The organism is Aeromonas sp. INTO2 (assembly GCF_049860605.1).
Classification (GTDB): Bacteria; Pseudomonadota; Gammaproteobacteria; order Enterobacterales; family Aeromonadaceae; genus Aeromonas; species Aeromonas caviae.
The window spans coordinates 1-22473 of the sequence record NZ_CP187588.1 but is presented as its reverse complement, the minus strand read 5'-3'; the positions used below and the strand labels follow the sequence as shown (position 1 = coordinate 22473).

At 57.4% G+C, this 22473-nt stretch carries 34 protein-coding genes; 20 read left to right on the top strand and 14 right to left on the bottom strand.

What is annotated here, in order from left to right; translation table 11 throughout:
• Nucleotides 1-137: 137 nt before the first annotated feature.
• A complete protein-coding gene (locus ACPW74_RS00170) occupies nt 138-539 on the top strand; it encodes a hypothetical protein (RefSeq protein ID WP_225159686.1) in 402 nt (133 codons plus the stop codon).
• Nucleotides 540-580: 41 nt separating this feature from the next.
• Here the strand turns inward: ACPW74_RS00170 and ACPW74_RS00165 are convergent, their stop codons facing one another.
• The 9 genes from ACPW74_RS00165 to ACPW74_RS00125 form a co-directional block, all read right to left on the bottom strand.
• Nucleotides 581-901 (bottom strand): hypothetical protein, encoded by a 321-nt coding sequence (locus tag ACPW74_RS00165; protein WP_225159685.1) that lies wholly within the window; start codon nt 899-901, stop codon nt 581-583.
• 53 nt (nt 902-954) lie between these two features.
• Nucleotides 955-1617, bottom strand: a complete 663-nt coding sequence (locus ACPW74_RS00160) for a hypothetical protein (RefSeq protein WP_225159683.1) — start codon at nt 1615-1617, stop codon at nt 955-957.
• Nucleotides 1618-1697: 80 nt separating this feature from the next.
• Nucleotides 1698-1970 (bottom strand): hypothetical protein, encoded by a 273-nt coding sequence (locus ACPW74_RS00155; RefSeq protein WP_225159681.1) that lies wholly within the window; start codon nt 1968-1970, stop codon nt 1698-1700.
• Nucleotides 1971-2200: 230 nt separating this feature from the next.
• The gene (locus ACPW74_RS00150) at nt 2201-2518 is read right to left on the bottom strand and encodes a DUF5681 domain-containing protein (RefSeq protein WP_225159679.1); all 318 of its coding nucleotides are present in this window, start codon (nt 2516-2518) and stop codon (nt 2201-2203) included.
• A gap of 339 nt (nt 2519-2857) precedes the next feature.
• Nucleotides 2858-4702 (bottom strand): AAA family ATPase, encoded by a 1845-nt coding sequence (locus ACPW74_RS00145; protein ID WP_425858511.1) that lies wholly within the window; start codon nt 4700-4702, stop codon nt 2858-2860.
• 166 nt (nt 4703-4868) lie between these two features.
• Nucleotides 4869-5114, bottom strand: coding sequence for a hypothetical protein (locus ACPW74_RS00140; protein WP_225159676.1), 246 nt, complete (start codon nt 5112-5114; stop codon nt 4869-4871).
• A gap of 130 nt (nt 5115-5244) precedes the next feature.
• Nucleotides 5245-5622, bottom strand: coding sequence for a hypothetical protein (locus tag ACPW74_RS00135; RefSeq protein WP_225159674.1), 378 nt, complete (start codon nt 5620-5622; stop codon nt 5245-5247).
• Complete coding sequence (locus tag ACPW74_RS00130; RefSeq protein WP_225159672.1) at nt 5607-5762, bottom strand: hypothetical protein; 156 nt, start codon at nt 5760-5762, stop codon at nt 5607-5609. Before ACPW74_RS00130 ends, ACPW74_RS00135 begins: the two co-directional genes overlap by 16 nt.
• Nucleotides 5763-6019: 257 nt before the next feature.
• On the bottom strand, nt 6020-7036 hold the full coding sequence (locus ACPW74_RS00125) for a tyrosine-type recombinase/integrase (RefSeq protein ID WP_280094361.1): 1017 nt from the start codon (nt 7034-7036) through the stop codon (nt 6020-6022).
• 409 nt (nt 7037-7445) lie between these two features.
• Between ACPW74_RS00125 and ACPW74_RS00120 the strand changes: the two genes are divergently transcribed.
• Complete coding sequence (locus ACPW74_RS00120) at nt 7446-7967, top strand: hypothetical protein (RefSeq protein ID WP_425858510.1); 522 nt, start codon at nt 7446-7448, stop codon at nt 7965-7967.
• 272 nt (nt 7968-8239) lie between these two features.
• Entirely contained in the window at nt 8240-8419 is a 180-nt protein-coding gene (locus ACPW74_RS00115; protein ID WP_127904545.1) for a hypothetical protein, read from the top strand.
• A gap of 98 nt (nt 8420-8517) precedes the next feature.
• Here ACPW74_RS00115 and ACPW74_RS00110 read toward each other — a convergent pair whose 3' ends face one another.
• Together ACPW74_RS00110 and ACPW74_RS00105 are read right to left on the bottom strand one after the other, a co-directional pair.
• Nucleotides 8518-9570 (bottom strand): site-specific integrase, encoded by a 1053-nt coding sequence (locus ACPW74_RS00110; protein WP_102949137.1) that lies wholly within the window; start codon nt 9568-9570, stop codon nt 8518-8520.
• Between the two features lie 14 nt (nt 9571-9584).
• Entirely contained in the window at nt 9585-10304 is a 720-nt protein-coding gene (locus tag ACPW74_RS00105) for a LexA family transcriptional regulator (RefSeq protein WP_227656737.1), read from the bottom strand.
• 137 nt (nt 10305-10441) lie between these two features.
• Between ACPW74_RS00105 and ACPW74_RS00100 the strand changes: the two genes are divergently transcribed.
• The 17 genes from ACPW74_RS00100 (at nt 10442) to ACPW74_RS00020 (ending at nt 19320) form a co-directional block, all read left to right on the top strand.
• Nucleotides 10442-10657 (top strand): hypothetical protein, encoded by a 216-nt coding sequence (locus tag ACPW74_RS00100; RefSeq protein WP_102949136.1) that lies wholly within the window; start codon nt 10442-10444, stop codon nt 10655-10657.
• Nucleotides 10658-10686: 29 nt separating this feature from the next.
• The gene (locus ACPW74_RS00095) at nt 10687-11196 is read left to right on the top strand and encodes a phage regulatory CII family protein (RefSeq protein WP_102949135.1); all 510 of its coding nucleotides are present in this window, start codon (nt 10687-10689) and stop codon (nt 11194-11196) included.
• A gap of 10 nt (nt 11197-11206) precedes the next feature.
• The gene (locus ACPW74_RS00090; RefSeq protein WP_102949134.1) at nt 11207-11665 is read left to right on the top strand and encodes a hypothetical protein; all 459 of its coding nucleotides are present in this window, start codon (nt 11207-11209) and stop codon (nt 11663-11665) included.
• A 66-nt stretch (nt 11666-11731) separates the two neighbouring features.
• Nucleotides 11732-11908, top strand: coding sequence for a hypothetical protein (locus ACPW74_RS00085; RefSeq protein ID WP_193758892.1), 177 nt, complete (start codon nt 11732-11734; stop codon nt 11906-11908).
• Nucleotides 11909-11910: 2 nt separating this feature from the next.
• Nucleotides 11911-12084: a hypothetical protein gene (locus tag ACPW74_RS00080; RefSeq protein ID WP_193758891.1), complete on the top strand. Its 174-nt coding sequence runs from the start codon at nt 11911-11913 to the stop codon at nt 12082-12084.
• On the top strand, nt 12081-12272 hold the full coding sequence (locus ACPW74_RS00075) for a hypothetical protein (RefSeq protein ID WP_102949132.1): 192 nt from the start codon (nt 12081-12083) through the stop codon (nt 12270-12272). The genes ACPW74_RS00080 and ACPW74_RS00075 overlap by 4 nt, the downstream gene beginning before the upstream one ends.
• Nucleotides 12269-12478, top strand: a complete 210-nt coding sequence (locus tag ACPW74_RS00070) for a hypothetical protein (RefSeq protein WP_102949131.1) — start codon at nt 12269-12271, stop codon at nt 12476-12478. The genes ACPW74_RS00075 and ACPW74_RS00070 overlap by 4 nt, the downstream gene beginning before the upstream one ends.
• Nucleotides 12475-12903: a hypothetical protein gene (locus tag ACPW74_RS00065; RefSeq protein ID WP_127904544.1), complete on the top strand. Its 429-nt coding sequence runs from the start codon at nt 12475-12477 to the stop codon at nt 12901-12903. The genes ACPW74_RS00070 and ACPW74_RS00065 overlap by 4 nt, the downstream gene beginning before the upstream one ends.
• Nucleotides 12900-13214, top strand: a complete 315-nt coding sequence (locus ACPW74_RS00060) for a hypothetical protein (RefSeq protein ID WP_102949129.1) — start codon at nt 12900-12902, stop codon at nt 13212-13214. Before ACPW74_RS00065 ends, ACPW74_RS00060 begins: the two co-directional genes overlap by 4 nt.
• Entirely contained in the window at nt 13211-13468 is a 258-nt protein-coding gene (locus ACPW74_RS00055) for a hypothetical protein (protein ID WP_102949128.1), read from the top strand. The genes ACPW74_RS00060 and ACPW74_RS00055 overlap by 4 nt, the downstream gene beginning before the upstream one ends.
• Before the next feature lie 140 nt (nt 13469-13608).
• The gene (locus ACPW74_RS00050; RefSeq protein WP_425858509.1) at nt 13609-15798 is read left to right on the top strand and encodes a replication endonuclease; all 2190 of its coding nucleotides are present in this window, start codon (nt 13609-13611) and stop codon (nt 15796-15798) included.
• Nucleotides 15799-15800: 2 nt separating this feature from the next.
• The gene (locus tag ACPW74_RS00045) at nt 15801-16298 is read left to right on the top strand and encodes a hypothetical protein (RefSeq protein ID WP_425858508.1); all 498 of its coding nucleotides are present in this window, start codon (nt 15801-15803) and stop codon (nt 16296-16298) included.
• Nucleotides 16295-16519, top strand: a complete 225-nt coding sequence (locus ACPW74_RS00040) for a hypothetical protein (RefSeq protein WP_095591450.1) — start codon at nt 16295-16297, stop codon at nt 16517-16519. The genes ACPW74_RS00045 and ACPW74_RS00040 overlap by 4 nt, the downstream gene beginning before the upstream one ends.
• The gene (locus ACPW74_RS00035; RefSeq protein ID WP_425858507.1) at nt 16516-16848 is read left to right on the top strand and encodes a hypothetical protein; all 333 of its coding nucleotides are present in this window, start codon (nt 16516-16518) and stop codon (nt 16846-16848) included. The genes ACPW74_RS00040 and ACPW74_RS00035 overlap by 4 nt, the downstream gene beginning before the upstream one ends.
• A 90-nt stretch (nt 16849-16938) precedes the next feature.
• Nucleotides 16939-17373: a hypothetical protein gene (locus ACPW74_RS00030; protein WP_425858506.1), complete on the top strand. Its 435-nt coding sequence runs from the start codon at nt 16939-16941 to the stop codon at nt 17371-17373.
• 355 nt (nt 17374-17728) lie between these two features.
• On the top strand, nt 17729-18307 hold the full coding sequence (locus ACPW74_RS00025) for a Rha family transcriptional regulator (RefSeq protein ID WP_425858505.1): 579 nt from the start codon (nt 17729-17731) through the stop codon (nt 18305-18307).
• Between the two features lie 194 nt (nt 18308-18501).
• Nucleotides 18502-19320 (top strand): DUF3800 domain-containing protein, encoded by an 819-nt coding sequence (locus ACPW74_RS00020; protein ID WP_425858504.1) that lies wholly within the window; start codon nt 18502-18504, stop codon nt 19318-19320.
• Between the two features lie 11 nt (nt 19321-19331).
• On the opposite strand, the gene ACPW74_RS00015 is transcribed toward ACPW74_RS00020, so the two are convergent.
• The 3 genes from ACPW74_RS00015 to ACPW74_RS00005 form a co-directional block, all read right to left on the bottom strand.
• Complete coding sequence (locus ACPW74_RS00015; RefSeq protein ID WP_102949124.1) at nt 19332-19583, bottom strand: ogr/Delta-like zinc finger family protein; 252 nt, start codon at nt 19581-19583, stop codon at nt 19332-19334.
• A gap of 65 nt (nt 19584-19648) precedes the next feature.
• Complete coding sequence (locus tag ACPW74_RS00010; protein WP_182955451.1) at nt 19649-20662, bottom strand: phage portal protein; 1014 nt, start codon at nt 20660-20662, stop codon at nt 19649-19651.
• Nucleotides 20659-22473, bottom strand: a complete 1815-nt coding sequence (locus tag ACPW74_RS00005) for a terminase large subunit domain-containing protein (protein ID WP_411646733.1) — start codon at nt 22471-22473, stop codon at nt 20659-20661. Before ACPW74_RS00005 ends, ACPW74_RS00010 begins: the two co-directional genes overlap by 4 nt.

The following is a 22473-nucleotide window of genomic DNA, read 5'->3' as shown; positions in this document are numbered from 1 at the left end:
GGTTTTTGGTTGCCTCTGGTTTGTGATGGTTTTAGGCAAGTTGCACGAAATTGCACGAAGAAAGGCATTCAACCAGTTTGATTGATGGGTGATACCCTAGAGCGGCGTTACCGACATTAACCACAGGCTAATTACAAATGAAAAAGGTTATCTGGTTTACCGTTGCAATGGCCCTAGGGCTTGGACTTACTGTGGCGTACAAGAAGCACACTGAGAAAGAAAAGGCTAAAGAGGCCGCACTGATAGAACTCGCAACGGACCTTTGTAACCACATAGATACCAAGTTCATCAGGTCTCTACGTGAGTCTAAGAAAGCTGGTTTTGAAGCCTTTACGGTAGCGAGCAACATCAAACGGGAAGTACGGAAAACCGAGGCAGACGGTCGCCTAGGAGCCGAGGCGGAAGTAATGATTAACACCGCAGTTAACGCGGTTTATCGCGCCAAAGAAACTGAAACTGTTGAGCGCACACAGAACACCGCCCGCTATATCTGTATGGCAGAATTAACCAAGCTCTACACAAAGAAAACCCCTCAATGAGGGGTTTATGAAAGTCTCGGAAGACCCAAGAATTTGTACGTTCACTTGCTCGCCACGTATTCGAACCGTGGGGCCGCAATAAGCAATTTACTGATTTCATCAAACCGGATCTGGTTGTCGTAGATAACCTCCGTGACCTCACAACACTCACACCACTGTAGATGCTGCTCTTCTAGTCCAGGTAGGTAATGGCCTTCCTCGCCAAGCCGTTTCAGCTCTTCCACTGGCAGCTTCAATACGTCTTCTAGGTCGCGCATCCGTTGTTCAAAGGCTAGGGCTAGCCCGTTTTGTGTTTTATCCGCCAGTTTCAGAATCTGCATCAGTGCACTGGCCTGTTCGTCGTTCAAAGTGATAGTTTTCATGTTGTGTCTCTCCTAGTTGATTCAAAACCGGGCCGGTAGGCCCGGGAAATGGTTTACTCGCTTGCGTTCTGCTCGGCTTGGGTCTTTGGCTCCGGCCGTGGTGCCAGTGCAGCTTCGTCGAATCGGGAGGCTAAAGCCTGCTCATCGACATTCAGGCCGATTTCGCGGATGGTGCGGTCTACGACATTCGAGAGGCTCGAATAGGCGCTAAAATCGCGCTCATTTGCGGCGGCCTCGGCCAACAAGTCTGGGTAGTGGTTGAGAGCCGCAGCCGTTGCCACGTCAGCAGACAGGCCGGACAACGCCTGTGGGACACGGGCCATTGCAACGGCGATTTCCCCGCTATCAGCTATCGCGCTGCGGAACTGCTCGGCAGTTAAACCCGCAGCCTTGAGACCGGCAACAATCTGAACCGCATCGGCGAGGCTGACGGAGTTCAGCACCTTGGCAACTTTGGCCTCGTGCGCGTCAGTACGGGCCAGCAGTTCATTGCCGAACTTGTCCAAATCGGCCTTGATGGCTTTGCCGTGTTGCTCTTGTAGTTGCTTATAAAGTGGTGCTTTCTCGCTGCGGCTTCGGGTCGTATCGGCGTTCAGGCCGTTGAAAGCATCGATTGCCTGGTTGACTCTCAGGGCCACACGATGATGACCAACAGCCCCGTTGGGTGAGGTCTGGAATCCGCGAATCAGGGTTTCAGTGAATTTAGAAAGTGCCATTTTTTGAATCCTCTAGGTGGTTAGTTGCTGTTTCCAGCGTGGGTATCCACACTTGAGCGGTGAGATGACAACGAGGAACGTCATTGCGTGCCTTCTTGTTGGAAATTGATACACCGAGCATCCACAGCAATCAGAATGATGTTTCGGCCTGCCGCTTGGCGGGCGCTTGCTTGCTCATATTCGGCGGCGCTGCTGGCGAAGAACGTCATCTCGTTGCCCTGAACCACACAGGAGCCTCTCCGGTGGTCGTCACTGCGCACGGATACCACCCGGTGATATTCGATAACAGTGGGCATCTGGACGCTTTCAAGACTCTCCAGGCGAGCCAGTCGGGCCATCAATGCTTTGGCCATATCACCCCTCCAGTAAGATGAAGTGAGGCCGCAACGCCGCAACTGTGGCCCGGTACTCGTCGCGGGTGGCGGCGTATACCAACAGCTCAGCTATTGGCCCCCCTAGTGGGACATGCTCACTCGTCCCGTTGAGCGGGTCGCTCCGCTCAACCGTGACGTGTGTGACGAACCGATAACCAGCCAGCGCATGCGGCGCAAAGGCTCGTTCAAGTCGCTTTAGGCGGGCGTGTCTACTGGTCACGGCTGGCCTCCAGTGCAGCGAGACGGGCTTCAAACTCTCCCAGCTCTTTGATTTTCATTTGGATGAGTTCGGCGTCCAGCGACCCGACCGGCGTTACGGCGCGCAGCGTGGGGATTACTCGATCAAGTACCATTCGGACAGCCTGGGTATCGCCCTCGGCTACCAGTGCGGCCAATTTTGCCAAGGCGTCAGCGGTCAACTCTTCTGGGATCTGATTACGCTTACCCTTCGCCCCTTTTGGCCGCCCTGCTGGGTTACCACTTTCACCTTTGCGAAACCGACCTTTTACTACAATTCTATTATCCATACGAGTCCCCAAATGTTTCTGATAGTAGATCAGATGCCTGCATCAAGGGCAACTGCTTTTGTCCTGTAATTGAGCTGTTATTTACAGATAACGGATTGATAATCCCTCAGGAACAGCGACACACGGCGGCTTGCGCGTTCCACTGGGTGATATTGAGTGCAAACCAGTGTTTTTTTGACTCGCCCCGCCCGCCTCCCCCTAGGTACACAAGGCGGGGCGGGGCGTAATAATTAGTGAGCCCACTAGTACCAACACTCTCCAGTTTTGGACCCGCCCCGCCCTGTGTGTATAGGGGGGAAGCGGGGGCGGGGCGTGATTTACATCACAAAAAGCGGGCTATTAGTCCTCGTCTGGGCACGTTATTTCGCCATCGGCAAACACGATTAAGCCATCCCGCTCCAGCTTTCCGAGCCACTCGCGCCCCTTCTTAGGGTTCCATGTGCCGTTCTGCTTCATCGAGGCCATAACTGCATCCCACATGGCGACACCGTCTGAGATTCCCCACAAGGTGGTGATAGCCTCATACATAGCCTGATGGTTGGCGGATAGGGTCGGCTCTGCCAACTCTTCTTCCTCTATGGGCTCTCGCCCCGTGGCAGACACCGCCAAGCTGGTAACGTCCTCCCCATCGCTGTCGGTATATAGGAACCGCTCGCTTAGGTCATAGGCGCGGCTCTCGGCCTCTTCGGCATCCTTCTGCTTGGTACAGGCGAGCACCAGTGCTTTTGCGCCCACAGCCTCCCGCTTAACGAGAAATTCAGCGTCCAAGGCGGCCCGGAAGCTCGAACTACCACGAGCCCCCTTCGTCTCATCCTTGCCCGAGTGGTGCACAACCAGCACGGTCGCCCCCGTAGCCGCCTTGATGGCATCGCAACCCGCAATGAAAAGCCCCATGTCGCTGGCTTTGTTCTCGTCAGCACCGCCAAAGCACCGCGCCAGGGTGTCGATGACGATCAGCACCACCCGCAGCCCCGTGTACTGCTTAACATGCTCGGCGGCCAGTCGGAGCTGCTCGACCTGCAATGGTGCAGCCACGAACACGGGCTGATTGACGCAGCAGAGATTGGTGGCCTTCTCCTGGTGTGTGTTCTCCCATGCCTTGATTCGGCGAGGCACACCGGTTCCACCTTCCCCCACTACATAGATGACCGCGCCCTTCTCCACCCGTCGCCCATCCCAGCTTTTACCCGTGGCAATGTGGCAGGCCCAAGAGATAGCGAGGAATGATTTATAGCTACCTGAGGGGCCATAAATGGAGCTGGTGCACTCGGCAGGCAACAAGCCTTTGATTAGATACTGGCTTGCGCGGTCGAATCCCTCCGAGCCAAATGACAGCGGCAGGCTTAGCTTGCGGGGAGCTTCATCAGCGAGATCATCATCTCCGGCTACCTGCCCGCCGTGGCTCGGTAGGTCGTGCGCTGATACTCCGGCCAAATGGATCAGTGTCCCCATCCCAGCCGCACCGGGCTTACCCACCTTGAAAGAGTCCCAGCGCTTGCGGTTGTTGTCGTAGTCATAGCTCCCCGGAAATCGGGCGCTCCACTCGTTGAATAGTTCCCAAGCCTCCTCGCTTCCCCCCGCAGCCTGGTGAACGGACATACCTACGCTGAGCCACTGCTCATCGGTGCCCAGGTGGTCGAGGCAACACTTAATGTCAGCCAACGGCGTAACGGCAGCGGTTTCAACTTGTTCGGTGCGTTCCGCCAGCCTCGGGCGCTTGCATAACGGGGCTGTATCGAGAAGAGGGCCACAGGTGATTCGCTCAATCGCGGCATGATCGATTGGTGCGCCTTCGGCGTCCGTGTAGCCTCGCCCTGAGGCGATATAACCTCGACCAGCAGAGCGGATATCGACGCCCGGCCACACATTGGTCGTGTTAGGTATGTCGGCATCTTGTCGAACGGTAAAGGCGTAATGCGTGCCACCGCTCCGGGTGGTTTGTAAGTGCGCGTCGTCCAAAGTCTCTAGGGAAATTCCGAGATTGTCAGCCAGCGCCTCTTTGCTGATGGCGTCTTGCTTATAGGAATCGTGGTCGATGACAACGACACCGGCAGGCACAGGGACACCAAACATACGGGCATCGCTCGCCCCCTCGATATGGGCCTTCCAATTCCTCACCCGTGGCGACTTGTCACGGTTCACGGGGAAGCATCGGTCGGCTAAAGTAATAGCGTCTTCATGCATCAACAATTATCCTTTCGTTGGGTTGTTGGCCGCCCCGTCTCGCCAAAGTCACGGCGGCCAACTTCTTGGGGCCCTCGAGTGTTACTCGGGGGCTTTTTTCACCTTTTGCACTGCGTTTCGCACACACAGCCAAGGCAAACCCGTATTTACTAGGTTTCCTGTAGGATTAAGCATCCCTTGCCTGCTGTTCCGGCAGTTGTCCAGCCAGCCACAAACCAAACAAACGATGGTTTATGTATTGAGTTCGTCCGACCATCCGGGCGCAACGATCCAGGCCGGGCTTGTCCTCTTTTCTCCAGAACATCACCTTGATCTGCTGGTAGGTGAATTTCGGGAACTGTTGGGACAGTTCACGCATTGGCAACCAGTTGTTAAGGTCTGAACTGAGAGCTACTAATTCATGGTTTCCCATAATTGCTTTTCCTCTTTCTTGTGGTCTCGGACTGCGGTTTCGGTTTTGCTCGGGTCGAACACACTCTCGCAGAATGAGCAGACCGGAGCATCAAGGTGAGGGGGACATGAATTGCCCAACATTTGACCAGTCATTCCTTGGTGCCCTCGCGCTCCTTGGGGTTGAACAAGGTGCCATCCTTATCCAGCTCCCATCCTTGCGAGAGCAAGTGCTCATAAAAACAAAGATGTGACTCGCTTATATTCGCGAACCATTCAAGCTCTGGGGTGTATGGGTGTAGTGTTTCGCCCATGATGATTACCCCGCGTTCCTCCTTGGTCTGAGTCCTGATCGCCTCACTGAAACGGGACTTCTTCAGCTTCGCCTTGGCTCGCTTTACTGGTGTTTTTGTGTCGGACGTGATGCGCACACCGGCATCGAGCGCCGCCACCTTGTTTGATGTCCCATCTTGAAGTGACTTGATGATCTTCACGTCCATCTTGGAAAGCCCACTTACTGGTCTTGCCATTTGTTGTTCTCCAGGTATGCGAAAATAGCGGCTCGCCACAGGATGGCGGCCTCTTGTTGAAATCCTGCTCGATAAGCAATGACGGCGGCCCTTGCTGCTTGCTGGGCTGCTGATTTGGCGGGTATGATCTGAGTGTTCATGATCGATGCTTCCTCATCGGTTGTGTCCCATAGCCCTCGAACTGTTCCACCAGTTGCGGGGGCTTCTTCTTTTCAGTCCTGGTAATCAGTCAGGGCTGTAAACCTTCGCCAGTCGGCGGCATTCCATGTGGGCCTAAGCTCTCTGGCTTGCTTCATGGTGATAGCCTCTGCTCCGGTACTCTCGCACCACTGCTCACGCTCACGCTTCGACTTGTGCGCCGATAGGGCCCCATTTTTCGGGTCATGGCTCAGATATGTCATAACGCAATGGCTCCGAACACGCGATCGGTTAACGATTGCTTGTGACCATTACACAAATGGCTGTAACGCTGGGTCATGGTGATCGACTTGTGCCCCAATACCTGGGCAATCTCCAGCAAGCTAGCCCCACTCTTGGCTAATAGGCTCGCACATGTGTGCCGCAGGTCATGGAAATGGAAGTCGGTGATTCCGGCCTCGGCACGGCAGGCTTGCCAGAACGAGTCAAAATGCTCAAAGGGGGCGTTTAACTTGCTAGGGTGGGGGAATAGATAGGAATTGCCCACTTGCCGGAACTTCATCATCTCTTGGACAAGGGCCGGGGGAAGGGTCAGCACTCGCTGGGTGCCGTTTTTGGTGTGGTGCAGGTGTGCGGTTCTGGCCTTGAGATCAACATCTGACCATTGCAGGCCGATGAGTTCACTACGGCGGGCGCCGGTGAAGATAGCCATTGAGATAAGCAGGTGCAGCCGTTCCCATTTGCTGGCCTTAGCTGCTGCCAGTAGCCGTGGCAACTCTGCATCGCTCAGGAAGCGGGTTCGGGCATTGTCTTCTGTCTGCTGGCGAACTTCACGGGCGGGGTTGTGCTTAGTGTCGTGCTTGTCGTTAAACCAAACAAAGACGCTAGACAACGCGCTCCGGTAACGGTTCTGGGTGCTGGGTTGCTTCCCTTCGGCTTGCAGATCGTTAAGGGCGGCCTTTACTTGTTGGCGGGTAACTCTGCCCACTGGCTTGGAGCCAAGGCGGTCAGCCCACCACGTAAGGCGCTGGATAATGCTTGAGTCTCGGCCATTGTACTGGTCGAGGTAATCGCGGATTGCTTGGGATAGGGTTGTGGTCGTTAGTGTGACGTTCGTCAGCGCATCGGCCAGATCATCGGATACGGTAATCTGAGCCAAAAAGGCTTCTGCGTCTTTTTTACGAGGGAATGTTTGGCCTACACGGCGACCGTTTCGCATGAATTGCACGCGATAGCTGGTGCCACGTTTGCCTGATATTTTTTGAACGTTTGCCATTGGTTAAAACCTCTTGCACGCATTTGCACGTTATTGAGAGTTTCAACCGCAGTTGTTCCGAGAAAGGACAGCGCCTAAACGCCGTATCTTGTTGACCAGACAAGAGTTTTAATGGTGCCCGGGGTCGGACTCGAACCGACACGTATTGCTACGGCGGATTTTGAAACCGACGGGATACCTTTAAAATCAATAACATACTGATTATAAAAGGCATGTAAATCTCAATATGGGCAAATATGGCTAAATATGAGGGGCTTTGGTGGACTCTTTATGGACATGCGACGAGTGTTACCACCGCCAAATTTGTTCCACGGAGATCTATCTGAGATGATTGGCTCTCATTAGATCCTTCTGTACGTATGCACAGTAGTGATAAGATTGAAAAACCATCAACCTACGGCCTAACTACATGAATGCAGACCAGATAAAATCGGCAGTCCTGAGTGCAATGCAAGTTGTCACTGATGAGATGGGCTTAGGACTCGCAGTAGGGCCTGTAAATGAGCTCGATTGGGCCTACTTATCTGGGGGGTTCGGACATCTAAACTGGGAGGCGGGACTAACAGAATACGGCAACATGGAGTGGTCCTTTGACGTAGCCCTAAAGTTACAGTCCGACACTAGGTTGCTCAATGCAGCAATTCTGGGGGTTTTTAAACCCGAAACAGATACCCTAGAAATGCACTTTGTTGAGTCGTTCATCAGACGTGAAGAGCAGCACCAGCTGAAAGGCCGTGTCTTTGAGATGATGATCATCGCATCCTTCCTGTATGTAGCTGCTGTAGGTGGTAATACTGTAAGACTCATGGATGTTGAACCAGAACTCATGGCTTACTACCGTCTGTTTGGCTTCCAGGTCGATGGTCAAAACATGCATCAGTCGCTTGCAGATTTGGCCGCTACATTCGCTAGGATTACAGAAGGTGACTAAGACGCCGATAGAACCTATCGAGTTAGCGCATCCCAGTTGTGCAGTTATCACTCGACATCACCCTGGTTCTGTGTAGAATCACTTACCCAAACTAGTAACCAAGATGAGTTACCAAATCTAGTAACTCAAACCTGCAAGATACAGTTGGTTACTTTCAGAGAGATCTAACGCACTTTACAACCATTAAAAGGTTGACTTTACTGACAGAAAGTCAGATCAAGTAAACATGCGTTAGTAACAGAATTTTTGGCCAACGCAAAAGAGAGCATGACATGAAACATACTCAGCATTGCGCCGTAGAACGTAAGCTCGGCGCTCAAGATGTTTACAGCCGCCTGGGTGAGGCCCTCGGCCATGTAATGGCAGCAGCTCAAGAATTGAAAAAAGACAAGTTCAAGTTCAATGGTCCTGAGATTAGCGGCCCCAAAAAGTGCACGAAAGAAGCTGCATGAAGTTTTCAAGACAAGAAAAAGCACCTCTAGAAGGTGCTTTTTTTTTGCCTTGAAAACTAGAGAGTGAAAAATAATGCGATAAAAATCAACGCATTAAATCAAGACGCTTCGAGTTTTTCTTTATGGACACTGTTCAACGCCGTGATGGGGTTCAGCCGCACGGCGTCCTCTAGGTGATCGGGCGCGAAGTGGGCATAACGCATCGTCATCTTGATGTCGGTATGGCCGAGGATGCGCTGCAGCACCAGGATGTTGCCGCCGTTCATCATGAAGTGGCTGGCAAAGGTGTGCCGTAGAACGTGGGTACTCTGGCCTGCGGGCAATGTGATGCCAGCCCGTCTGATTGCCTTCTCGAACTCAGCATAGCAATCGTCGAACAGGCGGCCAGTTCGCCGAGGCAGCATGGTCAGTAACCAGGGAGCCACGGGAACAGTCCGGTTCCGCTTGCCCTTGGTCTTGGTGAAGGTGATTCGCCCCATACCGATCTGGGAGCGACTGACCTTTTCAATCTCCGACCAGCGGGCGCCGGTAGATAGGCAAAGCATCACGACAAGCCACAGATCCCGCTGCTCTTTGCAGGCATCGAGCAACTGCTCGATCTCATCCTGGGAGAGATAGGCCAGCTCGCTCTCCTGCACCTTGTACTGGCGCAGGTCGGCCAGTGGATTACCGCCGTGCCATACCCCCAGGCGAGAAAGCTCATTGAACACCGCCTGCAAATAGAGCTGCTCCCGGTTGATGGTGGTCGGCGTCACCTGCTTGCGTTGCCCTGGCACATAGAGTTCGCCAGCCAGCCGACGCTCTCTATATGCCGAGAAGTGTTCGGAGGTGAACTCGCTGGCCAGCGGGTTATCCAGCGCCTCGCACAGCCACACCAACTTGTCACGCCGCCGCTCACCATCCGCAAGGGTCTGGCCATGGCGACCAAACCAAAGGTGCACCAAGTCAAGTAACCGGGGGCCCTCTGGCTCAGGTTCTGGCTCAGGGGCGGCCTCTTTAAGCCAGGGCTTGTTCATCAGTTGGTGCCGCTCCCACGCCAGCGCTTCACCTTTGGTCATAAAGGATTTGCGCAGGCGGGGGCCATTCACCCCATCAGGGCGCACGTCTGCCCGCCAGGGCTTGGATTGCCCCTCAATCTTTTTGACTGTCACCGTCCACCTTCAACTTAAAACTTCTTCCCGGCCCAGACTACGCGGCCAACTAGATCCAACTCGGCCAGCTCGGCCTTGCTCAGGTCACGGGATTTATACAGAGGGTTGTCAGAGATGATGCGCACCCCGCCCAGATCGAACTGCAGGCGCTTGACGAACAGACCGCCATCGAGGCGCAGCACATAGAGGCCATCGCGCGGCGCTTCCCCGTTCTTCAACCGCACCAGGATCACATCGCCATCATTGATGGTCGGCTCCATCGAGTCGCCCTTGGAACGGATGACAGCCATCTTGGCAGGGTCAAACCCTTCACGGCGCAGCCAGTCGGTACGGAACGCCATGGGCTCAGCCAGAGGCTCATCCGTGATCTGTGAACCATGACCCGCACTGGCTTCGACCTGGTAGGCCGGAATCGTCGTGAACTCATCGGATTGATATGTCACACGGTGTTCAGCAGCGGCATCACTGGGGAAAGAGTTACCTTTTACTGGCGACGGGTCACCAATGCCAAAGAGCAACCAGACCAGATCGACATTTCCAGCCTCTGCCAAACGCATCGCTCTATCTATTGGTGGAATGGTTCCATCGTATAGATACCGTTTCAAACCTGTATCGCTCATGTCTGCACGCCGGGCAAAGGCCCTAACTGGCTCGGCACCGATAACTCCAGCAAGCCTTTCAACAAACCCATCGTGGTCATAAACAACGTTTTGGTTGGAAACGACAGCCATCATCAAACCCTCAGATCAAATAAACCATCTATGGAATCTTGACAGGGCAAACCGATAGGTTGAGAATCAAACCGCTGAGTTAGACCAAAACATATCGAATCACATTGCCCCGTATTGACGCTCAATCAAGAGGTTCAATCATGTCAGAATTTGCACTCAAGATCGACTCGCCGGTCAAAACCATCGAGCGCTATAGCGCCGATACCGGTATCCCTGTTGGCACCGTCAAGAAGATGATCTCCAGTGGTGAGCTGCAGATCATGCCAAAACCAGGCCCCAAGCATCGCGTCCTGATCAACATGGTCGCGCTCTACCACAAAGCCGCCGCAGCCGCCTACCTCCCTGCAACCTCCTGATTACTATGGCACTCATTGGAGCGAGAACCATGTTTATCAGTGGCGACTGCAAACACCCGCACCTCGAATCTGCATGCAGCAGGTTCAAATCTAATCACGAGATCAGCGCGATTGCTCCGTTGGCCGGCATTGATGCCCAGGTGTTGAGAAACAAACTCAACCCCGACCAACCGCATCACCTGACCGTGGCTGATCTCATCGCGCTCTACCACGCCACCGACGGGGACGAAACCCTGATTGACGGCATGCTGATGGAGTGTGGCCTGACGGCCATCGCCATCCCCAGCGCCGACCGGGCGCCATCCCTTCCCCACCAGGCGATCCGCCTCAACGCTGACGTGGCCAGTATCGGCCTGCGTGCGGTGGAGCTGGCCGAACGGGGACGGGTCACCCGCACCGAACGCAACACCATCATCAGTGTCGCCACCGCCGCCATGGGGTCGCTGGCACTACTCATCCACGACGTCGAGGCCCGCTTTCAGGCTGTGCCGGCCGTCGCCTGCGCATCAGACATCCTGATGCAAACCATGACCATGTAAGGGGAAACCCATGCAAGAGAAGCAAATCAACCACGACGAACGCAACCTCGCGGGCCTGACTCCGCTGGAGCAGGTGGCCATGAACACCGCCGGCTGCCAGATCCTGCGGGAGTTGTTCGGCAAAACGCGCTCCAGTCTGGACACCGACTGGCTGGCCCTGAGTCAGGCCAAGAAAGCGGCCATCTGTGCCATCGCCCGCCAGCCAAGAGGCGAGCTGATGACGGCAACCTTGTCAGCCCTGCCCCACGCACAACGCGAGGCGGTAAGGATGGCAGTGATCGCGCTGGAGTATCAGGGGGAGTTTCGCGGCGGCTGTGACACCAAGGTGTGGCACCCGGCGCCAGTGACCAGACACATCGGAGATATCGAGAGAGAGAAGAAGGAACGCGCCGCAAAGCTGCGCATGAAGCGCGCCGTCATGGCGGCCAACCAGATGACACAAAGCGGCCCGCGAGCAATCGGGCAATAAAAAACCCCGCAAAGGTGGTGGAACACCGCGGGGCTTTCATCAATCAGCTATCGACTAGGAGGTCGAATGCCAACTTTAGCCATTCTCGACACTGTGCGCAACCTGCGCCTGCAAAACCGCAAGCTGGCCCGCCTGGGTCAACGCTACAACGCCAGCCCTGACCTGATCCATGCAGTAGAACGCCCGGCCGCCATGGCCTGGCGTGCGGTCTGGTCATGCGTCAACAGCCGTGGAGGGATCTGATCATGGCCGCCGTTATCACTCGTCACACCGAACCGACCATCAAGGCCGCCAGCGCCTATCTGGTCAGACGCGGTTACATCAACTGCGGCACCACCTGGCTGCGCGGCCAGAACGGGTATGCCCGCATGGAGCGCCTGAACTCTGGCTCGATTCGCATCATCGAGGGGGTGGCATGAAAAAGCTGTTCCACCCCATCTCCCGGCAGGCAGCGCTGGCCGACTTGGCCGACCTGCCGCACCGCATCAGGGCGAAGACCTACACCACCAAGCGCGGCCCCGAGGGCCGCAATCTGCGCGAGCAGGCCCGCCAGCAACTGCGCTGGCACCAGCTATTCCACACCATGAACCGGAGGGCCCAGGCATGAGCATCGACGCCATTCATATCGCCAAGCGGGCAGAGCAGGCCGTGCTGCCACTGCTGACCGAACTGCTGGCCACCGGCGAGCAGGAAAACCGCATCGCCCTGGGCGAGCTCTACTCCGGTGATGAGTACATCCAGGTGCAGCTGGTCGTGACCAGCCGCCCCGCGGATCTGCTCGATGACGACTCTGTGATGGGGGATGAGGCGTGAGCGACATCTATGTAAACCCGATGGCAATGCGGGCCAGGCTGGCCGCCGAGCTGGCTGTGCTGGATTTGTATGGGGTGGTCAAAACCACCGCCGCCAGCCTGAGCGACTGGGTCGGTGTTAACGGCGATTCGCTCCCAGAGCCGCTTGTCGGTGAGGTAAACACCAGCATGGTCGCCATGTCGGCCGCCGCTCATTGCATTGGCTACAGGTCAGCCGACGAGCTGAGCAAGCGGCTGGCTGCCTTCGAGGACACCGGCGAGCTGGTCGTGCAACTGCTGGCAGAGCTGAACCAGGGTGATGGCCTGCGGCGTGAGGATCTGGTTGTCACTCGCTCAGCAGTGCTGCTGCTGGCGATGTATGGGCTGCTGGCGCTGGCCTGCAGCGAGGCCAATGCAGACCGCGACGACAAGGAGACGCTGGTATGACCGACCTGTTTGAACTGGAGGCCCCGCTGGATGACCAGGGCACCACAGAGGCGGGTCCCGCCCATATGCAGCCGCCCGCGCCTGTCAGCCCGCTGACCAAGCACTGGGAGGCCGCTGCCGATGAGTTCGCCACCTCGGGCTGCGACGCCAAGCGCAACCGCAATATCACCCAGGAGCTGCTGGCCCTTGGCGCCATCCGCGCCGTGTACTGGCTGGCGCTGGGTGGCGGTGAGGTGGCGCTGGCGAGAGAAATAGCAGAGTGGTGGGCAGACTGCGAACCGCTCCACGGGCTGGGGGAGACCATCAAATGAGCCACCGCCTGATCACCGACCTGCAAACCCGTGTGGATAGATGGTTCGACACCCTGATGGGCGACGAGGCCCGCCTGCGCAGCTACCAGCGCGACCTGCTGGCCATGCGCCAGCTATCCCCTCGCCCCCGCTGCACGGTCGCCCTCACCCTGCGCCAGTGTGTCGCAGCCAGAAAGATGGTGCGCCATGCCCGCCGTGCGCTGGCCTCATGCCGGAACAACATCAAAGAGCTGTCGGGTACCCATCACCTATGAACCACCAGAACAACACAGGGCCAGCCGCCGAGGCTGGCCAACTTGGTTTTGCCATCCAACGCCTGCCATCTGCTGTAAAAGGGCAGCTGCCGCTGTCAAAGAAGGCCATCAGGTCGCGAATTGAATCGCTCTCCAACTCCATGCCAGGTATCAACCTGGCTGATTCGTTTACCGGATCGGTAGGTGAGTACGATCTGGTCTGGGCGGTGCAGCTGCTCGATGGCTTCTCCATGCCACTGACCCAGACCCTGTTCAAGCAGTACATCCTCCGCCGCAAGGGTGGCACCGCCAGAAAAGCCCGCGATGCAAACATCTGGCTGCGTGAGCGGGTCGGGTGGATTCGCTCTCTCGTACAGGCGATCCCGGTCGATGCCCAGCAGCTGCGCGATGATGACGGCCGCAAGCGTGTTGCCCACCAGTTCGCCAACCAGACAGCAGCGATATGGAAGAACATCGAGCAGGGCGCAACTGCCGGTGAACTGGATCTGATGGAGACATGGGAAGCCATCAAGCAGCCTGCCGACCAGTGGGGGTTCATCGGCAAGATACCAAAATTCCAAACCAAAGAGGCGCGGAGTAACTGGATCTTGAGCGTGATGGTGCGCCTGCTCTCTGCCAAGTGGTGGGAGAAGCGAGTCAACCGCTGCTGGGATCGGCTGCAAGAGCACATCGCCATTCTGCTGGGCAAGGTGCGCAAGGGCGTCTCTGCCTACGTCTCGAACGCCACAATGAAGGTGGTGCGCGAGCGCAAGCGGGCCATGATGCGCTGGCTGGCCGAGTCGGAAGTGATGAACGGCCAGCACGATCTGGTGATCTCGATGAAGGATTGCTGGGAGGCCAGCGTCTCCAACCCGGTCAACCGCCGTAACGAGATGATGACCCGCATGCGTGGCTTTGAAGACTACGCCGAGCAGCAGGGCCATGTGGGCGTGTTCTTCACCTGGACAGCACCGAGCCGCTTTCACGCCTGGAAGACCAGCGGCAACGGCAAGACTGTTGATAACGATAAGTACGACGGTACCACCCCACGCGAAACCTGCTCATACCTTGCCAAGCTGTGGAGCCTGACCCGCGCCGCACTGAAGCGAAACGGTACCCCAGTTTATGGTTTTCGGGTCTGCGAGCCGCACCATGACGGTACCCCGCACTGGCACATGCTGCTGTTTATGCGCCCAAGCGATCGCAACAAGGTGATCAGCACCTTGCAGCACTACGCCCTGCATGACGACAAAGCTGAGCTGGAGCGTAAGCCTGTGGCGGCTCCGGCCTTTACCGATATCACGCCACGGTTCGACTGGAAGATGATCGACCCGACCAAGGGTGATGCAACCGGCTATCTCGCCAAATACATCGCCAAGAACATCGACGGCGCCTATGTCGGTGACGACGAAGAAGCGAACACCCCAGCAGACCAGGGAGCACTGCATGCCTGCGCGTGGGCCAGTTGGTGGGGGATCCGCACCTTCCAGCAGATCGGCGGCGCCCCGGTCGGGGTCTGGCGCGAGCTGCGCCGCATCAGCAACGCCAAGAAGAATGGCGATCTGGTGGGGCCACCCAAGCCGGTGTTGCAAGACCCGCGCTTTGAGGCCGCCCGTTATGCCGCCGATAACGCCATCTTTCGTTGCTACCTCGAAGCCATGGGCGGCGCTCTGGCGACCCGCTCCGAGCACCCAATCAAGCTGGCCCACCTCATCGAGGAGCAGGCCAACTGCTACGGCGAAGACATCAAGCGCCTGATGGGATTACACACCGCCCGCTTGGGTATCAAGACCCGCCTGCAAGGGTGGGAAGTGGTACCAGCAGGCACCTATGAGGCCACCAAGGCCGCCAGAGTTTCGGCTGGGGGTGTTGGGGTTAAGACGGGCGACAGCCCGGCACCTTGGAGCTCTGACAATAACTGTACGCAGCCGGATCCTGAGGCGTTCGCGGATCAGTTGATGGCAGAGCAATGGGGTTTATCTCCCTTCTCTATCGGGCGTTTGCGGGCAGGTGCCAGCGTGACTGCGGACGGCTACACCCTCCGGCTTGAGAACGGCCAGGTGCAGTCGAGCCAGGCGATCCCGAGCGAGCAGGATTGGCAACCGGAAGGCCAGGTGCCAGCCGAACAGGGCCAGCCGGATGAGTACGCGGTACCGGAAGGCGATGAGGACTGGCCAATGCTGGTTGAGCTGTGCGGCAAGGTCTACCAGGCACAGGGCCACGCCGGGGCGCACCGCTGGATAGAGATGCTGCCGCAGCCCTATCAGTCCGAGATGTGGCGCGTGCTGGAAGGGCTGGATGCGCCGGAGTGGATGCAGGAACAGGACGACTACAGCGAGGAGTGGGCATGAACATGAGTTGCACACAGACCGTCAGCCGCGAAGAGTACCGCCGCCTGGATAACCAGGTGACCTGCATTCTCCAGCAGCGCTGGCCAGCCAACGAGATCAGCCAGTGGGTGGGGATGCTCAAGGGCAAGCAGCAAGACGTGGCCTGCGCCATCCTGCGCCGTCGCCATCCACGCCCATCGCTGCTGGCCCTGCCGGCCATCGCCGCCGAGGTGCCGAACCAGTTTCAGGCCAAGTCCAGCCGCCCCACCGTGCCAGTGCTGACAGCTGATGGCCGCTCGGTTGGCCGCCGCCATATCGTGGACGGACTCACCCCCGTGGCCATCGACCAGAGCGGCACCATCCGGTGCGCCGTCACCGGTCGCACCCTCTTTATTGCCCCGGGCAGCGCCATCGACCGCGCCAACCCGGGGGCCGCCGCACAGCTCAACCCAACATACCGGCCGGCACTGCACCAGGTAGTGGCTGACCACCGTCAAATCGAGACAGGAGCTCAATCATGAGAGACCCCCGCAAACATCCGGTACCGGGTGATGTGATCACCCGCTTCGGTAGTACCAGGGAAGTGACAGCCATCAAGCAGAACGACCGCGGCACTGTGACCCATGTGCTGTACGAACACCCTGGTCAGACGCATCTCGAGCAGGCGAAGGAGGCAACTATCTCCAGCTGGCGGGCATGGGCCAAGGAGGATGCCATGGTGGTAAGAGAGGGCGCAGCATGAACCCCGCCACCAAACGCAAGCAGGAACATCGGGCCAGGCGGGCCGCCCTCGGTATCAAGCGGGTGGAAGTGGCGCTCTCAGAACGGGAGCGCCAGCAGTTGGAGACGCTGCGCATCGCCCGGGCTGGCAGCGGTGAGCCCTACTCCGCCGACGAGTACATCAGCACCCTGATCCGGCGGGACTGGGAACGCTGGCTGGAGCAGGAGGCCGAACTGAAACAGCAGAGCTGCCAGAACTGCGACTGCGCATTGCCAGAAGGATGCGGCGGGGCATTCAAGGGAGAGGCGGAGTGCTGGCACACCCAGGGCGACAAGACACTGGCCTTGTAATGGCGAAAATCGCGAAATGTGTCCGGTCACGCGCCAAGGGGGCGGAGGTTTTGATAGCATGCTGGTTCACGCCCAAATGAGAACAACAAGATGAATCGAGTTATCGCGGCCAGCCTGTTGTTGCTGGCCACCTCCGCCATGGCCATCAGTGACACCGAAAAAACGGCGGTCATCGAGCGCTGCAAAACCCAGATGAACCAGTACGGTGCCACCATGGTGAAAGCCTGTGTGGATCAGGATCTGGAAGCCTATGAGCTGTTAAATGCCAACTACCGGCCCCATGAAAAGCTCGTCAAGTTTTGCATCAGAACCACCAAACAATTTGGCTGGAACATGGTCAAGGCCTGCTCAGACCAGAACATTGAGGCGCGGCAGGCCATCTTGAACAATCAAGACAAGTACGCCAAGCACATGAAAATAGTGGAATCCTGCGCCGACCGGATGGGGAAAATCGGTGGGTGGGTCATGATCAAAGCCTGTACCGACCAGGACATCGAGGCCGAACAGGCCCTCTCCCAATACTGACCCTGTATAGACCGGCCCAGATAAACATGTCGCAGCGGTCTGCCAGCCGCTACCATCGCCATCGTGTTGTGGCTGATGGTTGAACCCGCCTTGGGTTTGCGACATACTGCCTAGGCAGCGGCAAAATCCGCTGCCGGGCTTGGACTCCCGCAACATGAAAGCGCACAACACGCGCCATGCGTGTTTTTTTGTGCGGCCCAGCAGTACCCGCAATTTCAGTTATGACGGGCTGGGCAGGAGCTCCCTCGGGGGCGCCGGTTTCCTTTCGTGTCCGGTAAGTCCAATCCTGTCCAGTTCGTCACCAGTAAGGTTGGACTCTTCGGTGACGATTCACTTACACGTAAGGAATCAAGCCATGCATACCATCCATGCCTTTACCCCATCCGATATCATCAGCCTGCACCACGGCCAGCCCATGACTACCTCGCTCAAGGTGGCAGAATTATTTGGTAAGCGTCACGACGACGTTCTGAAGAAGGTTCGAAACATAGAGTGTTCATCTGAATTCAACGCCCGCAATTTTGCGGCGGTTGAGTACATAGATGGCAAAGGCGAGAAACGGCCAGCATATGAGATGACCAAAGACGGTTTTATCTTCGTGGTGATGGGCTTCACCGGCAAGAAGGCTGCTGCCATCAAGGAGGCCTATATCAACGCCTTCAACTGGATGGCCGACCAGCTCCGGCAGGCCGCCCTCCCCAGCGCCAAGCAACAAGACGATGCCATGGCCGTGCTCAACTACGCCCATATGCTGGGCCAGCGAAACAGGGAAGCCATTCAGGCCGAAGCCTGGCTGGAGTCGCGCTTTATGAGCCTCACCCAGGAGCTGGAGAACCTGCGCCAGGACATGCGCACCTACCACGCCCGCCAACGCAGCAACCGCGATATCGTCAGCCATATGCAGCTGCACGGCCACTGGCTGAACCGCGGCTAGCACTATCAGCCCACCGCGTACTAGTTTGCGGCTATTGGTGGCTCTTAGTAGCTATTAGATGCGTATGTATACTTGCAAGAATTAAAAAATTGCGTATATTGACGGTCAGGCGCGTTGCGACAGCGACGCCCTAATTCCGAGGCCCAGCCATTTTGTGGTTGGGCTTTCGTGTATCTGGAGCATGGAGGCTAACATTGCTATACATCGCCTATCTTGACGAGTTTGGCCACGCAGGCCCCTACCTTGGTAATGACCACCCCAAACACCATACCCATCCAGTGTTTGGTATTGGCGGCTTTGTGTTGCCGTACTACAAGGTACGGGCGTTTTCTTCCTTCTTCTTCCAGCTTAAAAACCATCTTCTAAGTACTGATCTTGCCAATACTCAAGCCAAGGCGGTAGCGGATCAGCAACCCTTTCATCCCGCAAAGTGGGAGAAAAAAGGGACATCAGTGCTGACCGAGAAGAATGTCACCCGCTATCGTGAAACCAGAGCAGCAGTCAATCGAATCTTGAATCGTATCAGAGACGATGAGGGCTTCGCCTTCTATGTCGGGCAGCAGAAGAAACCAGGGCTGGAACTGGACTCCACCAAGCTTTATCTCGATGTGATGAGAGAGGTGATCAAACGGCTCGATCAAGAGTGCTGTACAGATAACAGCAAGTTGATGATCATCATCGACCAGCATACCGAACGGAAAAAAATAGTCGAAACAGCGTCAATCGAGATGTTCGGTGAGCACGGAAGACGTTGTCTTATCGAACCACCGACGCAAGTAGAAAGCCATCTGTATCAGACGATTCAGTGTGCTGACTGGCTATGCGCCCTGTATGGCAGGCTGAGTCACTATACCTGCGAGCCAGAAGCCAAGGCCGGGTTTCACGTCTTCGAAAAGTACTTCGGTGAACGGTTAAAACAAGTTCATAAACGAAGCAGTATTCGCACATTTGGCGGGCCTGCCAGCCCCGCCAAATTGCAACTGCTGGCTGATAGGTTCTCAGCGACCGGATGAAACAAGGGGCGCTATTGCGCCCCCAGTCCTTTCAGTACCAACTGCCGCCCCTCTGGCGTCAGTGATCCAAGTAGCCCCAGCACCAACTGGTTTGTCGTCCTGGCCGATGGACTCAGCGTGTGAGTGAACGACAGCGTGGCTACCCAGCTATGACCACACTCCGCATCAGTGCACTGGCAATAGAGATCGGAGACCTCATCGCTCAGCCGATTGGTCTTGGTAATACGGCCTCGCTGGCCACACTCTTTGCAAAAAACCCGCATCACCCCTCCCGATAAATCGAAATCTCAATCACTAGATAGCATCTTACATCAATGAGACTGTGTTTTTATACAGCGGAGCCTATCGCTTCTCGAAACGTGACCCACAGCGCCCGGGGCAGGCCTGCGCTGTTGATGGCGTCCTGCACCAACTCACACAGCGGCAGTACCTCGTTCCTGGAATAGGTGGCATCGTACTTCTCGGGATCCCCGAGCCCGCCGCCGTTGATCGGGATGATACCGGCCAGCGCCGCCGGAAAGCGGTGCGCCGTCAGCACGTCCTGGGAAGTGATCCCCTTGATGGCCGCGAACTCGTCCTTGGTCGCGATATCCCCCACCGGGATCAGCTTGATGCCATCGGGCTTGCCGTCCGGGATGTTCACGAACATCGAGCGGAAGTTCCCCACCCCCTTGGAGTTCGCGATCATCTCCTTCATCTCCTCCTCGGTGTCGTCGTCCATGTTCGGGTCGGTCGCGTAGAAGATGAACCCCATGTGGGCGCCGTTGAGGAAGTATTTGCGCCGAAACAGGGTGGCATCCTGGTTGAGCAGGGCAGACTGCAAGCCGCCCAGGTAGTCGGGCATGCCATAGACCTGCTGCTCGGGGTCATACTGGGCCAGCCAAATCACATCATCCGGGCGGTAAATCAGGTTCGGCTTGCCCTGCTGCAGGTAGACAAAGCAGCCATCCTCGCGCCGGCGCAGATAGACGCTCGAGAGCGGGTGCAGCCCCACCACCTGGCCGAAACTGTTGCGCAGCTTCAGCAAGCCACCATCACCAAACTGCAGGTAGTTGTGCACGAACGCCGTGATGGTGGCGCGTTGATTGGTAAAGCGCCCCGCCACCATGTTCCGCCTCGCCATCAGGATGGCCCCATGGTGGGCATTGGCCCGGGCCACCTTGGCCAGCCCTTTGCGGTCGATGGGCGGCTGGTAGTATTCCCCATAGGGGTTGTAAAACACCCCGGTGTAATCGGTCATCCAGGCCGTGGGGTCGATGGCCTCCGGCATGCTGAACACCACCGAGGGCCGAGGGGATGAAGCGGCCGCCTGGGCCGGTTGTTGTGTCTTTCGCTTGGTCATGCTGCCTTCTTCTCTTGGCTGGTTGCCCAGGTGGATTTGCGTTTGCGGTGGGTATCAAGGGGCTCATTGGCCACGGCGTGGGCGATGGCAAAAAACACGTCTGCGTGTCCGGTCACGTTGTCCCGGGCGGCACGGAACGTCATCTGGCCGCCGCCGGTAGTGCTGCGCTTGATGGCGAGGAAGGCGAGCGGGATGTCCCGATCAGTGCTGTCCCACTCGATGCGGTTCGCTTCCACCACATCGATCATCTTGAGCACCAGCCGCGACTTGCTCTCGATGCTGTAGTTGATGGGGTGGCACACCCCTTTGAAGACCGGCTTCAAGAGGTCAAACACCCCGGAGCCGATGCCAGAGACATCGACCCCGAGATAGGTGACCCGGAACTTCTTGGCGATGCGCTCGATCTCCTGCGCCTGGAACTGGAAGTTGAGCCCGCGCCAGTAGTGCTTTTCCAGCACCCGGAAGCGCTCGCCGGCGACGGTGGGCGGGGCGACCACCACCAGGGTGGCATTGTCGCGGGTGCGGCTAGGGTCATAGCCCATCCACACCTCGCGCCGCCCGAACGGTTCAGGCCGCCCGGGCTTGTAGTCCTCCCACCGGGTCGGGTCCACCCCTGCCCGCTCCATATCCTGAAACTTGAACACCGACAGGGCATCGTCGATAAAGCGGCACATGTAGAGGCGGTCGAACACCTCTTCGGGGTATTCGTCTTTCAGCTCCTCGATATCAATGCGGTCGCAACCAAGGCGGATAGCGTCCTCGACAGTGATGACATAGCGCCACTGCCGATCGGGGCAGATGCGGCCACCGTCGCGCAGGTCATCCTCTCCAGGGAAGTCGATAGCAATTCGGCTTGGTTTCTGACCCTTCCAGCGATCCCCGGTCCAGAACCGATACGCTTCGTGAGTCTTACTCGATGGCGTCGAGAAGAAGGTCTTGCGCCAGTGACTCTGGGTCGCCATGGCACTGGCCACGTCGGAGAGCTTCTCGAAGTTGGGGATCCAGAAATACTCATCGATGTACGTGTTGCCGGAGCGGGACTGCGCACTGTTGGAGTTGGTGGAGCAAAAAATAAGCTCGGCACCGTTCGACAGCACGATGGGGTTGCCGGTCAGGGTGACACCGAGGAAGGTCTGGGCAATCTTGCAGATGTAGGAGCGGAACACCTCCGCCTGGGCCCGGGTAGCGGACAAGAATATCTGGTTGCCACCATTCAGAATGGCATCTTCCAGCGCCTCACCGGCGAAGTAGTAGGTCATGCCGATCTGACGGGACTTGAGGATATTGCGGGTACGCGGCAGCGCCGGGTCGTTCTTGGCCTCCCGCACACGCAACTGATAGCCGAACAGGGTGCCCAGCCACTCGGTAAAGTCATCGGCCGTCAGGTGCCCGATCTCGTTCTTGGCCTTCTTGCCGCCCTTGCGGCCGCCCCCTCCCAGGCTGTTGTGCTCACGCTTGCCACGGCTGGGCCCGGGTTCACTCCCTTCCGCCCGCTGGGTCTTGAGGGCCTGCTCACGCTCGGCCCACTTGAGCGCCTTCTCTTTGAGGCTGACATGGTGGCCGATGAGCCGGTCCAGCTCCTCTTGCTCGCCCGGGGTTTTCTTCTCGCGGTGCAGCAACACCTGCACCCGGCGATTGATGGCATCCTCCACCGCCTCTTCGGTCAGCAGGTCACGCCAGCCGAGCTTTTCGGCCCAGTAGTAGATGATGCGACAGGAGTTGAGCCCCAGTTCGTCCTTGATCTCCTGGGGTGTCCATCGTTTAAGGTAGAGTCCCTTCGCCGCATTGCGGATCTCTTCGGGGTACGCCAC